The following is a 13,746-nucleotide window of genomic DNA, read 5'->3' as shown; positions in this document are numbered from 1 at the left end:
GCTAAAACTCAAACTGATAGAGCAAATCCAGTGCCTGATCTACGCCAGACACGGCTTCCAGATATAGCTTAGGCATCAGGCGATAACGTAACGTGAGTGTCGCCAGTGAGTCAAATATACCCACGCCATATTTCACCTGCAGACCTGGCAGTACGTATCCACTGACCACCACCTGGGAGGAGTCGCCAACCCCCTGGGTATCCAGTGCCAGATTGCTTACGCCAAATGTCTCCCCGATTTTACCCACAACCTGACCACTTTGTGCAACCCCCAGGCCAATAAGCATTGAGGTCATCGCTGCGCTATCGCTCTGTCCGCTGTCCAGTCCCTGTCCACGTAACAAGTAAGAAAGTGCCATTTGTTGTGACATCGCAGGATCAGAGAAGATCTCAGCCTTCGGTTCATCGGCCGTTCCGGTGACGCGAACGCCGGCGATCACGTCATCTTCTGTGGCCTCCGGGTTACGAATGGCCTCGATATTCAGCAACGGTTGATCCGGCGGTCCAGAGAACAACAGTTCACCTTTACGCACAATCAAATCCTGACCATAAGCGTGGAAGCGTCCTTCCGGAATGTTGATCTGTCCGTTAAGCCCCAGCCCCTGTTTATCCTGCGCCACTTTCAGATCGCCCGTCAGTCGCGCTTTAAGACCGAAAGCATCCATCCGCACGTTGTTACCCACGTGAACAATCAGATTGCTGTTGATCGGGATCGCGGCACTCTGCGGCTTCTCAGGCTGCAGGTTATTGTTGAGCATCACTTCATCACTGGAGACCCCCACGGCGCTCTCTGGCAATTCATGAACCACGATACGCGCCCACGGCACGTCCACCCGTCCGTCGAGCGTAAACAGACTCGGTGTTGCTTCAAATACCACATCCGGAGAAACATCCAGCCGTACCATCGGCGGCACGGTGATTCGTACCCGGCTTCCTTTCGCCGCCACGCGCGCGCGCCAGTTGTCTACCTGGCTCCAGTCTGCGTCGCCGCTCAGGTTGATCTGCCCCTGCTGGGTTCGTATCTCTCCGGCAAGCGTCGAGCGGGTACCGTTGAAGTTCATCGCCAGTTGGCTGGGCTGCATATCAAAGGGCATAAAGTTTCCGTCGATATCCAGCCCGCTCAGTTGCAGTTGGCCGAACATCTGAGGACTTTGCACATCTCCCCCCAGACGCAGGTTGGCGTTCAGCATCCCTGCCGCCTTTTCACCACGAGCGAAGATAGGGTTAACCATCGCCAGATTCATGTTGCGGATATTCACGGTGCCGCCCAGGTTACGACGCCCCTGCGGATCGGTGACCTGCACCTGCCCGTCAAGCTGGCCATTGTTAGCAAGGCGAATCAGCCAGCCCAGCTCCGCACGGTTATTGTGCAAATCGGCCGTGACGTTCAGGGTATCGAACGCCAGCGGCAGCGGCGCATCGTTAACCGTCTGCGTTACCTTCACGTTACGCCCGGAGAGTGTGACATTACCCTGCGGGAGTCCTTCTTTGGTGGTATCCCACGAGACGTCCGCTTTACCAGTAAATATGCCACTGGCCTGCGTCGCTTCCGGCATATACGGTTTCAGCATCGCCAGGTCAAAGCGGTTGAGATTCACTACCGCCCGCCCTTCGGCACCAGCATCAATGGTTTGCGGCACGCACAGTTCCGCATTGGGGTTGGTCCAGCAATGTGGTCCGATGCTGATTTTCTGCTCCTGGTTGCGGTAGTCCAGCGCAACAGGGCGATTCAGGGTTAACGGCCCCACCGGTGTCTGAAAGCGCGTATTGCTCAGCGAGCCTTTCCATCGCGCGTCTTTGCGATCAAAACTTCCCGCCAGATCAAGCTGACCGGAAACCGGTTCGCCCTGAACGCGCAGCTGCAGTTCATGCTGCTTCTCGCTGCCTTTGGCATTCAGCGTCACGAGGTTGATGTTCACATCGGGTTGCGAAATGCGTTCAACCCTCACGTTGAGGTTACCGGCAATCTGGTCAGTCGATTTAATGTCACCTTCCACGCGCACCTGCGCAACGGACAGTTCCTGCCAGCGAAGCCCACGGGCGGTGATATCCGCCAGCAACTGCGGGGCGTCAACCGTACCGCGTACTTTGATAAGCCCTTTCGCCGTGCCGCCGAGTCCCGGCAGCGCATTGTCCAGCCCTGGCACATCAATGGTCGCGTCCAGGTTGAGATCGTTAACACCCAGCTCCCCTTTCACATCAGCGCTGTTGGATCCAAGCGCCAGATGCAGCCCTGGAATGGTCCACTGCATGTAGCTGTTGCCTTTCAGCGTTCCGTTGACGTTGACCTTGTTCTGCTTGACGTTGCCGGTGAGCTTCAGCTCCGGCACGTCCATCTGCCAGGTGCCGCCATACAGGCTGCCCCGGGTTTTAATCAGACCATTGAGCTTCGACGGCCAGTCCGGGATCTCTTTTGCGGTATTAATGCCGTCCAGCGTCAGTTCACCCCGCCAACTGATCGCCTGCTGCCAGTCCACCAGCGCTTTCAGTTCCGTTTTCCCTTCCAGCGCCGCCACGCTGAGCGTGTCGAGAGTAATCTGCTGCTCGTTACCTTTCGCATCAAGGGTGATGGTCGCAGGCGGGATATCCTGCCCTTTCACCGACGTTCGCATCGAGAGCCGGTAGTCCGTCATCTTACCGGTGAGCTTGAGCTTGATATCATCGGCCTGGAACTGTTTATCACCGGTAAACGGCCAGTAAACCTGTTTACTGACCACCTCAACGTTGAGCGGTAATCCCGCTTCGGCAAGACGTGTCTGGGCTCGCAGATCCATATCCACCGGCCCGGAAAGGTTGACCCCCACTTCCAGTTGTTCACGTAGCGCGCCGCCCACCTTAAGCTTCACCTTCTCGCCTTTCAGCGGATCGACGTTCAGCGTGCTGTTCAGGGTAATGTCTACCGGCCAGTTATTGGTTAACTGCGCGGTGCCGGTGGCGTTCACCGTGCCCTGACTGGAGTCGATATCCAACGCATCAAGCTTCATGTTGCCGTCGATGCTGCTAACTTTCAGCAACAGATTATGCACCGTCAGGTCAGTATCGCCGGTGATGCGCAGCTGTTCGCCTTTAAACGCTTCAACATTGAGATTGAGCGGCAGATGTACGTCCGTCATCTCCGGCAGAACCGGCTTCGAGAAAAGATCTTTCAGCGTTTCGCCGAGGGGTTTTTCATCCGGCTGCGGGTTCTGGATCTTCGGCTCGACCACCTCTTCCTGAGCGACATCCGCCACTTTCGGCAGTGCGATCAGCAACCCCTGCAACGACGTGGGTTTCAGGGTCAGATCCTTCTCCTGCCAGTGCAGGCCGGAGGTAAAATCCATCACCGACACGATGGTGTCATCGATTTTAATATTGACGTTATTTAGCGCCACGCGAGAAAGCGTTACCGGATACGGCGTGGAGAGATTCAGCGGCCCGCTCTCTTCTTCTTCAACCGGTGCAGACGGCGGCATTTTTTTACTGTCTATCGCCACATTAATGTCTTTGAGCGACAGATCGTTCACGCACAGACTGCTCTTCCACAGGCAATTCAGTCCTACCGCCAGATGCACTTCCCCGGCGTTAACCGCCACGCCTGGCTGGTCAAAGCGGATATTTTTCAGTGACAGATCGCGCCAACCGCCGGTGACCTGACCAATTTCCAGGCCCGGTACCCAACGATTCGCCGCGTTGAAAACCAGATGCAGGCCGGTTGTTGTGCCGACCAGAAACGCCACTGTCCCCAGCAGCAGCAGGATAAAAATCAGTACGCCGAGGCTTATCTTCTTCCATAAACTCATAATTCTGGCCCCAGACCGATGTAAAACTGTAAACCGTGCTCATCTTTGTCACCGACCGGCACGGCAAAATCGAGCTTGATCGGTCCGACCGGTGACTGCCAGCGTACACCCACCCCGGCACCGGTTTTGAAGTCGCTTTTACGGATATCGCTGACCGCTTCACCGCTATCGACAAACATCGCACCCCACCATTTCCCGGTAACGTTGTACTGGTACTCCAGCGAGCCGGTCACCAGCTTCGAGGCCCCCTTCAGATCGCCATTGCTATACTTCGGTGAGATAGATTTATATTTGTAGCCGCGAATACTGCGGTCGCCCCCGGCAAAGAAACGCAGATCCGGCGGGACTTTGTCGAAATCACCGGTTTCAATCCAGCCAAGATTGCCACGCGTCACAAAACGATGGCGGTCATAGAGGGTACGGATCCAGACGTTTTGCGCCTGAAAAACGGAGAAATCAACGTCTGAACCCCAGGCCGTATTGGAGTAATCGATGGAATAGCGCTGGGAATCCCCCCAGGTCGGCATCAGGCCGCCGCGCGATCGCGTCCGGCTGATCATCACTCCAGGGTAAAGCAGCATCGTAGTATCGGTGACTTCGCCCTGGGTAAAGTGGTCGAGGCTCCAGCGCAGGTTAATGGCGCGCTGCCAGCCGCTGGAAAGGTCCCAGTAACGGGAAACGGCGAGCGTGGTGGAATCCTGTTCAGTATCGTTGAGATCGGTACGCTTAAAGCCGCCCTGCACCAGATAGTACTGCTCCAGCGGGTTCTTCAGCAGCGGCATTTTATAGCTGAAATCCAGCTGTTGTTCAGGCGACGAAATACTGGCGCTGGTCGTCAGGCTGTGACCCCAGGAGTTCATCCACGGCTTTTTCCACGTGGCCTTCACGCGCGGTCCCACGTCGGTGGAATAACCCACCCCGGTCTCAATGGTGTTTTCCGTTCGCGGCGACACCACGCCCTTCAGTGGCAATATTTTGGTTTTCCGCGCTTTGTCGAATTCGGGTGCGACAACCACGGAGTTAAACCAGCCGGTCGCCGAAAGTCGACGGTTCAGTTCGCCGAGATCTTTTGACTCGTACGCATCCCCCTCCTTGAACGGCACCAGGTTTTGCAGATACTCCTCACGGATCTGCGAGCCTTCAAAGGAGACGTGACCAAAGCGATAACGTTCACCGCTGTTGTAATCGATATCCCAGAATGCCTGATGGCGATCAAGTGCAATACCCAACTGGCTTTTATTAAATTCGCTGTCGAAATACCCTTTACGTAGCGCCACGCTGGTTAATGACTTTTTGAAGCTGTCATAATCGCCATGATTGAGCACCGTACCGATTGCCGGACGCGTTTTTAGCAGATCCAGGTAATCTCTGTCAGTACGCGCGCCGCCGCGTAAAATGACTTCTGTTCCGCCAATGCGCACCGGTTCACCGGGCGTCACTTTGGCCACCAGCACCTGACGCCCTTTCGCCGGAGGCGGACGCAAATCGAAATCGATGGTCGGTTCGTAATAACCGAGCGCCTTTAACCCTTCGCGGATGGCGTCATCCACGCGCGCACGAAAGCGCCGGTCCGGCGTGACTTCATCACTCTGGATGGTTGAGAGTTGTGCCCGGACGTTTTTTTCCAGTTCTCCTGTTAGCCCTTCGACCTGTAGACGGACGTTCGCGGCAAAGGCAGAACTGCTTAAACACAACAGGCTCACCCAGCATAACTGTCGGATATGTGGCACTTTTTCTCCTGAAATCCCTTATTTCCACCCCTGGAAAAAATCATCCTGCCGATCCACGGCTTAACAAAAACCCAACAACTGGGATTGAAAAACAGACGTCACCCCAAATATTTCTTATGTTTACTGTAGACGTATTCGTAACGGTTATTGTGTGCAAATACGCGTCTTGTTACAACCTTAACCCCAATTACTGATTTTCGGGAGAACGGCACCATGAGTTTATTTGACAAAAAGCATCTGATTTCACCGTCGGATGCATTACCTGGGCGCAATACCCCGATGCCCGTGGCGACGCTGCATGCCGTCAACGATCACTCGATGACCAACGTCCCGGAGGGGATGGAAATCGCGATATTCGCGATGGGTTGTTTCTGGGGGGTAGAACGGCTGTTCTGGCAACTGCCAGGCGTGTACAGCACCGCGGCAGGCTACACCGGCGGTTACACGCCAAACCCCACTTACCGGGAAGTCTGCTCCGGTGAAACCGGTCATGCAGAAGCGGTACGCGTGGTGTACGACCCGTCGGTTATCACCTACGAACAACTGCTACAGGTTTTCTGGGAAAACCACGATCCGGCACAAGGGATGCGCCAGGGCAATGACCACGGCACCCAGTATCGTTCGGCCATTTATCCACTAACTCCCGAACAGGATAGCGCCGCGCGCGCCAGTTTTGAGCGTTTTCAGGCAGCGATGAACGCGGCGGGAGACGAGCGTACCATCACCACCGAAATCAGCAACGCGACGCCGTTCTATTACGCTGAGGACGACCACCAGCAGTATCTGCACAAAAACCCGTACGGCTACTGCGGTATCGGCGGGATTGGCGTCTGTTTACCCCCTGACGCATAACATCAACGCTCCACCGTCACGCGGGCCGCATGCCGCGTGGCGCTGGCAACCGTGCCCTTTTGTGAAAGCATCCCCTTCAGCAGCAGATTAAATACCGGCGCGCAAGGTCGGTTCAGACGGTGTTGCAGCAGATGCACCGCCTCTACGCCCAGCGCCCGACAGGGAATAGTAATACTGCTCACTGTCGCCAGGATGCGGGCCTCCATTTCCTGGACGCCGGTGGTCATCAGCGACATATCCTCAGGCACGCGTACCCCGTGAGCGTTCAGTACGCGCAAAATACCGGCGGACATCAACGCGCCAGCGCAGAAAATCACTTCCGGCCAGTCGTGACGCGGCGTATCGCGCAGCCATTCGCCTGCCGCCTGCTCCGCCTCCTCCTCAGAGAATCCCTCCGTCACCAGCAGATCGCGTTGGGTATCAAACGGGATCTGGTACTGCCGGTAGATCTGTTTAATCCCTTCCAGTCGCCAGTAGAGTGTCTCCCGACGCAGGCTGGTGACGTGAAGAACGCGCCGGAACCCCTGCTCAAACAGATACTGCGTCGCCCGATTGCCGATAGCCCAGTGATCGGGCGATACCGAATCCAGCCGTCCCTCCCGATCCTGCGAGTTGATCAGCACGCAGGGCTTGTCCAGCGACAGCGCGAGCTTATGGATCGTCGGATCGTCAATCCCGATCAGGATGAGGGCATTGATGTTTTTATGGTTGGCTTTTTCCAGAAAGGTTTTGATATTCGCGCGCTGCTCATCCAGGCCGCAATAGCTAACCCAGACATCGTGTGAAGCGACCGCTTCTGCAATTCCGCGCGTCACTTCAAGGTAAAAAGCATCCCCCTGAGGCGTGAACGTGCGCTGCGGAGCAAAGACGGCGATGCCGTTAATCAACAGTCGCCCGCTGGCGAGCGAGTCGAGTACGCCCAACTGTCGCGCGCATTTCACAATCGCCTCACGCGCCTTGCCGCTGGTGTAGGCCTTTCCGCTCAGCACCCGCGAAACGGTACTTACAGAGAAGCCCGTTAAGGCAGCGATTTCGTCCATTTTAAGCTTGCCCGACATTGTGTGACCTCGCTCGCAATCTATCTTTGCAAATTTTTGCAGTCCTACGTAGTTGATTCTAAAACAGCTTTATCATTAGCACGCTAACTTCTTTTGCGTCCTGCAAGCACTCTCACAAAATCCCGTTGTGGGGTTTTCTGCCGTTTCTTATGTTCCAGCTATTCCTCATTTCACCTGAATAAGGCACGACATGAAAAAAGTACGTTTTGGCATTATTGGCGTGGGTAACATTGGTACGGTTCACGCCCGTTATCTGCTGGCAGGTATGGTCGATGAAGCCTGTTTGACCGCCGTCTGCGACAACAACCCTGACAAGCAGAGCGCAATTCGCCAGCTTGTTGGCGAGTCTGTTGCACTGTTCACCGATGCAAACGAGATGCTCAAAAGCGGGCTGATCGACGCGGTGATTGTCGCCACACCGCATTACGATCACCCTCCGCTCTCAATAATGGCGATGCGCCTTGGCATCCATACGCTTTGTGAGAAACCCGCCGGCGTCTACACCGCTCAGGTTAAGGAGATGAACGCCTGCGCCCGCCAGTGCGACGTAGTCTTCAGCATGATGTACAACCAACGGCCTAACCCGCTGTATCAGAAGGTGAAAGACCTGATCGACAGCGGCGAACTCGGCGAACTGCGCCGCTCTAACTGGATCATCACTAACTGGTATCGCTCACAGAGCTACTACAACTCCGGCGGCTGGCGCGCAACCTGGAAAGGCGAAGGGGGCGGTGTATTGCTGAACCAGGATCCGCACCAGCTCGACCTCTGGCAATGGCTGGTCGGTATGCCCGTGCGAATGCGCGCCTTCTGCCAGTTCGGCAAACATCGGCAGATTGAAGTTGAAAACGAGGTGACGGCGTATGCCGAGTACGCGAATGGGGCGACGGGGGTCTTCATCACCACCACCGCTGAAGCGCCAGGCACGAACCGTCTGGAAATTGTCGGCGATCGCGGCAAAGTCGTCGTCGAAGAGGGCCGCCTGCGCTTTTGGCGGTTACGCGAATCCGAAACGGAATTTAATGCCCGCTGGCAAAACGGCTTCGGCGAGCCGGAGTGCTGGGAAGTGACCCTCCCCACCGCCCCGGAGTGCAGCGAACACGTAGTCATTACCCGCAATTTCACCGCTGCCATCCTGCATGGCGAACCACTCATCGCCCCCGGTCAGGAGGGCATTCACGGCCTGACGCTATCCAATGCGATGCATCTCTCCACCTGGACCGACGACTGGGTCACGCTGCCGATTGACGAGCAGCGCTACTACCAGTTGTTGCAGGAACACGTGGCGTCATCGGTCGAAAAAACGGTCGCCAGCCGCACGCTGGACGCCTCCGGGACCTGGTAACCGCGGGGAGAGATCATGCTGAACATCGCAATTGTCGGAACGGGGAATATCTCTCATCAGCACATTCAGGCCTATCAGGCATTTCCTGAACGCTGTCGGATTGTCGCCCTGGTGGATATTTTTCCCGAAAAAGCTGTAGAGAAAAAAACGCGTTACGGGCTACACGACGCCCAGATTTACGCCAGCCATCAGGCAATGCTGGAGAGCGGGATGGCGGTTGATTTGGTGGATGTCTGTACGCCGCCTTACGTCCACGCGGACATCGCTATCGCTGCCCTGAACGACGGTAAACATGTCCTCTGCGAGAAACCGATGGCAGCATCGCTGGAAGAGTGCGACGCGATGATTGCCACACAGCAGGCCAGCGGCAACATCCTGTCGGTCATCGCCCAAAACCGTTTTACCGATGCCTTCTGGCGTTTGAAAGCGGCGGTGGATTCTGGCCTTGCGGGCAAGATTTGTCACGCTCAGGTGGATTCCTTCTGGTGGCGCGGACACTGCTACTACGACCTGTGGTGGCGTGGAACGTGGGAGAAAGAAGGCGGCGGCTGCACGCTCAACCACGCGGTGCACCATATTGACGCCATCCAGTGGATGCTTGGCTTTCCCCATGAAGTCGTCGCGATGATGACCAACATCGCCCACGACAATGCGGAAGTGGAAGATCTCAGCGCCGCTATCTTCCGCTACTCCAACGGCGCGCTGACCCAACTGACGGCCTCTGTGGTGCACCACGGTGAAGAACAGAAAATTGTGATTCAGGGCGAAAAGGCGCGCATTTCCGCGCCGTGGAAAGTATTCGCCAGCCAGTCCGCAGACAATGGTTTCCCACAGGCAGAAAACGATAATGCGCGCGAAAACAGCCTGACGGCGCAGTTCCACGCCACCCCAGCTCTGCAATGGACGCTACATACCGGGCAAATCGACAACGTGTTAACCGCCATTGAACAGCAGGTCGCGCCGCTGGTAGATGGCGAACAGGGCAAACGATCGCTGGAACTGATCACCGCAATCTACAAATCGGCGATTACCCGTACGGTGGTGACGTTGCCTGTTCAGCGTGACGACGTGTTTTATCGCACGGGCGGCCTGCTGCACAACGCGCCGCATTTTTATCAGAAATCCGCCTCAGTGAGCAATTTCGCAGAAGCCGGCGCGATCCCACTGGGTAAAGACTTAGATTCAGGAGCAGAAGAATGAACAAGCATGACGGAATGCACTACGCCCCGACCGGCAAACCTCAGCCGGTCGTCAAGCCTGGCGAATTTATCATTGCCGCAGCGACTCTCGATCACGGCCATATCTACGGCATGTGCAATGGGTTGATTGAGGCCGGTGCGACGCTGAAATGGGTGTATGACCCGGACCCGGCAAAAGTGGCGAGCTTTTTACAGCAGTATCCGCAGGCGCAGGTTGCCGATTCGCTGGAGACGATCCTCAATGACGCAACGGTAGACCTGGTCGCCAGCGCGGCGATCCCTTCCGAACGTTGTCCGCTGGGGCTGAAGGTGATGGCCGCCGGGAAAGACTATTTCACCGACAAAGCGCCGTTAACCACGCTGGAACAACTGGAAGACGCCAAAGCGATGGTGGCCAAAACCGGGCGTAAATACGCGGTCTACTACAGCGAACGTCTGCATGTGGAAAGCGCCGTCTTCGCAGGTGAGCTGATCAGGCAGGGCGCGATTGGCCGGGTTATACAAACGCTTGGTACCGGCCCGCACCGTGAAGGCGACGGTCGTCCGGACTGGTTTTACGAACGGCGCTATTTCGGCGGCATCCTCTGTGATATTGGCAGCCACCAGATCGAGCAGTTTCTGTTCTATACCGGCAACAGTGACGCGCGCATTGTGGCAAGCCAGGTACGCAACGTGAATCACCCACAGTATCCACAGTTCGAAGATTTTGGTGACGCGATGCTGGCGGGAGACAACGGCGCAACGGGCTACTTTCGCTGTGACTGGTTTACGCCGGGCGGTCTTTCGACCTGGGGCGATGGCCGCCTGACGCTGCTCGGCACTGAGGGTTATATCGAAATCCGCAAATATGTCGATCTCACTCGTGGTGAGCAGGATGTGGTCTATCTGGTCAACAAAGAGGGCGAATTCCGCTATTCCGTCGCCGGGAAAGTGGGCTTCCCGTTTTTTGGCCAGTTCATTCTCGACTGCATTCAGCGCACCGAAAACGCTATGACGCAGGCACACGCGTTTAAGGCGGCGGAACTGTGCGTTAAGGCGCAGATGCGGGCAAACGCAAGCGCGTGACGGGAGGCATCATGAAAATAGTGAATGCCGCCATTATCGGCGGCGGTGCGATCCATACCATCCACGCGGAGGCGTTGCAGCAGTTACCCAACGTCAGGCTGCGCGCAATTGCCGAAACGGACATCAATAAAGGGCGGCAGTTGGCGGCGCTTTATGATTGCCATTTTTATCAGGACTATCGCGAAATGCTCTGGGATGACGCGATCGACGTTGTGCATATTTGTACGCCGCACTATCTGCATAAACCGATGATCCTTGCCGCGCTGGCGGCAGGAAAACATGTGTTCTGCGAAAAACCGGCGGTGATGCGTGCGCTGGACGTGGCTGAAATCGAGACGGCCCTCGCCCATGCGCGGGGTACGCTTGGGATCTGTTATCAGAACCGGCTCAATCCCACCAGCCTCGCCATGAAGCAGCAGTTACAGGAGGGCACCATCGGCAAGATGCTTGCAATGAAAGCGGTGCTGACCTGGTCGCGTGGCGACAGTTATTACACTGCCAGCCCCTGGCGCGGAAAAGCAGCCACCGAAGGCGGCTGTCTGCTGATAAACCAGGCAATTCATACGCTCGATCTGATGCAGTGGTTTGGTGAAGGCGTTACGCGGGTTAAGGGGGTGGTCGATAGCACCTGGCTTGCCAGTACCATTGACGGTGAGGACAGCGCCATGGCGACTTTTGCCTTTCGCAACGGCGCGCGTGGACTGTTTTATGCCAGCAACTGCCACGCCACTAACTCACCGCTACAGCTGGAAATCCACGGCGAAAAAGGCACATTGCTCCTTGAGGGAAGCGAGCTGTGGCATATCAACGGAGAGACGCGGCGACCGCTGGCAAGCGACGCCTCCCCGGATGACAGCGGTAAACGTTACTGGGGCGTCGGCCATCGTGAAGCGATCCGTCAGTTCTATTACGCCCTTCACCATCCCACCACCGGAAACGTATGCAATATTCACGAAGCCGCTAAATCATTGCAGATTGTCGATGCTATTTATCGTTCTTCGCAATTACGGACCTGGATAACGCTGGAGAAATAAACCCGCAGAAAGTGAATGCAGGCCGGATAAGGCAATCCGGCAATCAAATGACCCTACAGGAATAATGATATGGCGAAACCTACTGAACGTAGAGTAGGTTACGGCGTAGCGATTGGCTATGGCGTAACCGATTTATTTGGTGGCGGTGCATTCGCAGTTATTGGCACCTGGCTGTTATTTTTTTACACCACCTACTGTGGACTGTCTGTACTGGAAGCCGGTTCTATATTTGCGATTGCACGTATCATCGATGCAATATTAAGCCCAGTGATGGGTTATATTACCGATAATTTCGGCAACACCTGGCTGGGTAAAAAGTTTGGCCGTCGCCGCTTCTTTTTATTGATCAGTGCTCCACTCATGTTTCTTTATGCGTTGGTGTGGATTACCGATATGAGTTACTGGTATTACCTGGGAACGTATCTTTCCGTCGAGTTGCTCTCAGCGATGGTGCTGGTTCCCTGGGAGACGCTATCGGCAGAGATGACCAACCGCTTCAGCGAACGAACTCGCCTCTCTGGCGTACGCATGATGTGTTCACAGTTGGGCGGTTTTTTAGCGGTTTGCGTTCCGGGTATTATTATGCAATATACGGGTAAAGATAATTCATTAACCTATACCCTGACCGGGATCGTATTTGCGATTATCTATTGTATTGCGGTATTCACCACCTGGGCGACAACCTGGGAAGCAAAAGATGTGCGAGAAGAATATGAATTCACGCCGGACACACAGCGTAGTACAGGGTTATTTAATCACCTGAAGTATTTGGTTGTGGATCTCTTTTCCGCCTTTAAACTGCGTATTTTTCGCCAGCATATTCTTATCTATATTTGTTCATTCACCGCACTGGATGTTTTTGGCTCGGTATTTACCTATTACGTGGTCTATGGATTAAAACAGGATGCGGCAATGGTTTCTGGCCTGTTAAGCATCGCGGCATTTGTCTCAGTCCCCGGCACGTTCGGCTTTATGCTACTGATGAATAAGCTCAACATGACGCCTTCCGCGGCGCTGCGCCTCTCCTATGGCAGCATTTTCTTTGTTCTGGCCTGTCTGTTGACCCTTTATCTGGGCGATATCCAGCTCCCGGCGCTGCTCTTTTCCGCGATATTTGTCCTGTTCGGTCTGGCAAAAGCCGGGTTGTATTACATCCCGTGGAACATCTATAGCTTTATTCCGGATGTGGATGAGATCGTCACCCGTCAGCGCCGGGAAGGCATTTTTGCCGGGGTGATGGTGCTGACCCGCAAAAGCACCGTCGCGCTGGCGATTATGTTGATTGGCGTGGTGCTGGAAGAGAGCGGTTTTGTTAAAGGCGGCGGTTCGCAACCCGTCAGCGCGCTGCACGCTATCATTGGCCTGATGATATTTGTCACCGCCGCCCTGCTGGCCGTCAGCTTTTACACTACGTTCCGCTTTAAGCTGACGCAAAAGACGCACAAAATCCTGATCAAAGAGGTCGCTCGCCGCAAACTCGGCGGTAAATGTGAAGACTGCGACGAAGAGACTCGCGCCGTCATTAAGTCACTCACAGGCTTCGCCTACAATGAAATCTGGGACGCCACGCCGAACACTCGTGATAAGAGGCGAACGGCTACTGCTGAAAATTAAGCCTCTGGCGGCTTTACAGTCCCTTACGCTATACTAGCCCCTGAACTTACCGGCTCATCTCCACGAGCCGG

9 protein-coding genes are annotated in these 13,746 nt (G+C 55.5%); 6 read left to right on the top strand and 3 right to left on the bottom strand.

Annotation, left to right across the window (positions count from 1 at the left end; translation table 11 throughout):
- Position 1: 1 nt before the first annotated feature.
- Both tamB and tamA read right to left on the bottom strand, forming a co-directional pair.
- The gene (gene tamB, locus KE671_RS01410) at positions 2 to 3,778 is read right to left on the bottom strand and encodes an autotransporter assembly complex protein TamB (protein WP_206161407.1); all 3,777 of its coding nucleotides are present in this window, start codon (positions 3,776 to 3,778) and stop codon (positions 2 to 4) included.
- Complete coding sequence (gene tamA, locus KE671_RS01405; RefSeq protein WP_206161406.1) at positions 3,775 to 5,508, bottom strand: autotransporter assembly complex protein TamA; 1,734 nt, start codon at positions 5,506 to 5,508, stop codon at positions 3,775 to 3,777. Before tamA ends, tamB begins: the two co-directional genes overlap by 4 nt.
- Before the next feature lie 213 nt (positions 5,509 to 5,721).
- Between tamA and msrA the strand changes: the two genes are divergently transcribed.
- Positions 5,722 to 6,360, top strand: a complete 639-nt coding sequence (gene msrA, locus KE671_RS01400) for a peptide-methionine (S)-S-oxide reductase MsrA (protein WP_206161405.1) — start codon at positions 5,722 to 5,724, stop codon at positions 6,358 to 6,360.
- A gap of 2 nt (positions 6,361 to 6,362) precedes the next feature.
- Here msrA and KE671_RS01395 read toward each other — a convergent pair whose 3' ends face one another.
- Positions 6,363 to 7,418 carry a LacI family DNA-binding transcriptional regulator gene (locus tag KE671_RS01395; protein WP_206161404.1) on the bottom strand — a complete coding sequence of 352 codons (1,056 nt, stop codon included), beginning with the start codon at positions 7,416 to 7,418 and terminating at the stop codon, positions 6,363 to 6,365.
- A gap of 190 nt (positions 7,419 to 7,608) precedes the next feature.
- On the opposite strand from KE671_RS01395, the gene KE671_RS01390 reads away from it, so the two are divergent.
- From KE671_RS01390 to KE671_RS01370, 5 genes are all read left to right on the top strand, one after another.
- Positions 7,609 to 8,763 carry a Gfo/Idh/MocA family protein gene (locus KE671_RS01390; protein WP_206161403.1) on the top strand — a complete coding sequence of 385 codons (1,155 nt, stop codon included), beginning with the start codon at positions 7,609 to 7,611 and terminating at the stop codon, positions 8,761 to 8,763.
- A gap of 15 nt (positions 8,764 to 8,778) precedes the next feature.
- The gene (locus KE671_RS01385; RefSeq protein WP_206161402.1) at positions 8,779 to 9,963 is read left to right on the top strand and encodes a Gfo/Idh/MocA family protein; all 1,185 of its coding nucleotides are present in this window, start codon (positions 8,779 to 8,781) and stop codon (positions 9,961 to 9,963) included.
- Complete coding sequence (locus KE671_RS01380; RefSeq protein ID WP_206161401.1) at positions 9,960 to 11,027, top strand: Gfo/Idh/MocA family protein; 1,068 nt, start codon at positions 9,960 to 9,962, stop codon at positions 11,025 to 11,027. The genes KE671_RS01385 and KE671_RS01380 overlap by 4 nt, the downstream gene beginning before the upstream one ends.
- Positions 11,028 to 11,038: 11 nt before the next feature.
- On the top strand, positions 11,039 to 12,061 hold the full coding sequence (locus tag KE671_RS01375; RefSeq protein ID WP_206161400.1) for a Gfo/Idh/MocA family protein: 1,023 nt from the start codon (positions 11,039 to 11,041) through the stop codon (positions 12,059 to 12,061).
- Positions 12,062 to 12,130: 69 nt separating this feature from the next.
- Entirely contained in the window at positions 12,131 to 13,675 is a 1,545-nt protein-coding gene (locus KE671_RS01370; RefSeq protein WP_206161399.1) for an MFS transporter, read from the top strand.
- The last annotated feature ends 71 nt before the right edge of the window (positions 13,676 to 13,746 follow it).

Origin of the sequence: Citrobacter amalonaticus, from assembly GCF_018252635.1 — a bacterium.
GTDB classification, from domain to species: Bacteria; Pseudomonadota; Gammaproteobacteria; order Enterobacterales; family Enterobacteriaceae; genus Citrobacter_A; species Citrobacter_A amalonaticus_E.
Note: the sequence above shows the minus strand (reverse complement) of the source record. Positions and strands in the feature narration are given on the sequence as shown.

What these genes read in the sequence shown, in the direction of transcription:
- KE671_RS01385 (WP_206161402.1), top strand. Translation starts at nt 8,779, where the DNA reads ATGCTGAACATCGCAATTGTCGGAACGGGGAATATCTCTCATCAGCAC.
- msrA (WP_206161405.1), top strand. Translation starts at nt 5,722, where the DNA reads ATGAGTTTATTTGACAAAAAGCATCTGATTTCACCGTCGGATGCATTA.
- KE671_RS01370 (WP_206161399.1), top strand. Translation starts at nt 12,131, where the DNA reads ATGGCGAAACCTACTGAACGTAGAGTAGGTTACGGCGTAGCGATTGGC.
- tamB (WP_206161407.1), bottom strand. Translation starts at nt 3,778, where the DNA reads ATGAGTTTATGGAAGAAGATAAGCCTCGGCGTACTGATTTTTATCCTG.
- KE671_RS01390 (WP_206161403.1), top strand. Translation starts at nt 7,609, where the DNA reads ATGAAAAAAGTACGTTTTGGCATTATTGGCGTGGGTAACATTGGTACG.
- KE671_RS01395 (WP_206161404.1), bottom strand. Translation starts at nt 7,418, where the DNA reads ATGTCGGGCAAGCTTAAAATGGACGAAATCGCTGCCTTAACGGGCTTC.
- KE671_RS01380 (WP_206161401.1), top strand. Translation starts at nt 9,960, where the DNA reads ATGAACAAGCATGACGGAATGCACTACGCCCCGACCGGCAAACCTCAG.
- KE671_RS01375 (WP_206161400.1), top strand. Translation starts at nt 11,039, where the DNA reads ATGAAAATAGTGAATGCCGCCATTATCGGCGGCGGTGCGATCCATACC.